Here is a 770-nt window from a genome sequence, read left to right as displayed (position 1 = left end):
ATGGGCGCGCTGAACCGTGCAGGCAGCCGCGTGATCGTGAAGGCCGACGGCGTCTACCTGTGGGACTCGGACGGCAACAAGGTGATCGACGGGATGGCCGGCCTCTGGTGCGTGAACGTCGGCTACGGCCGCAAGGAACTCGCCGACGCCGCGTATCGCCAGATCCAGGAGCTGCCGTTCTACAACACGTTCTTCAAGACCACGCACCCGCCGGTGATCGAACTCTCCGCGATGCTCGCGGAAGTCACGCCGGCCGGCTTCAACCACTTCTTCTATTGCAACAGCGGCTCGGAAGGCAACGACACCGTGCTGCGCCTCGTGCACCAGTACTGGCGCGTGCAGGGCCAGCCGCAGAAGAAATACGTGATCTCGCGCAAGAACGGCTATCACGGCTCGACGATCGCCGGCGGCACGCTTGGCGGGATGGGCTACATGCACGAGCAGATGCCGTCGAAGGTCGAGCACATCGTGCACATCGACCAGCCGTATTTCTTCGGTGAAGCGGCGGCCGGCGAAACGCCGGAAGCGTTCGGCCTGGCGCGCGCGCAGCAGCTCGAAGCGAAGATCCTCGAACTCGGCGCGGAGAACGTCGCCGCGTTCATCGGCGAGCCGTTCCAGGGCGCGGGCGGCGTGATCTTCCCGCCGTCGACGTACTGGCCGGAAATCCAGCGGATCTGCCGCAAGTACGACATCCTGCTGGTGGCCGACGAAGTGATCGGCGGCTTCGGCCGCACCGGCGAATGGTTCGCACACCAACACTTCGGTTTCGA

At 64.9% G+C, this 770-nt stretch carries 1 protein-coding gene; it reads left to right on the top strand.

Annotated features, from left to right (window positions below):
• Window positions 1-770, top strand: a 770-nt coding sequence (locus G3N98_RS39485; RefSeq protein WP_206151149.1) for an aminotransferase class III-fold pyridoxal phosphate-dependent enzyme, incomplete at both ends; no start/stop codon positions are given.

Source organism: Burkholderia sp. Tr-20390, from assembly GCF_017104595.1.
GTDB lineage: Bacteria > Pseudomonadota > Gammaproteobacteria > Burkholderiales > Burkholderiaceae > Burkholderia.
The sequence above is the reverse complement of the archived record's forward strand: the minus strand, read 5'-3'. Positions and strand labels throughout refer to the sequence as shown.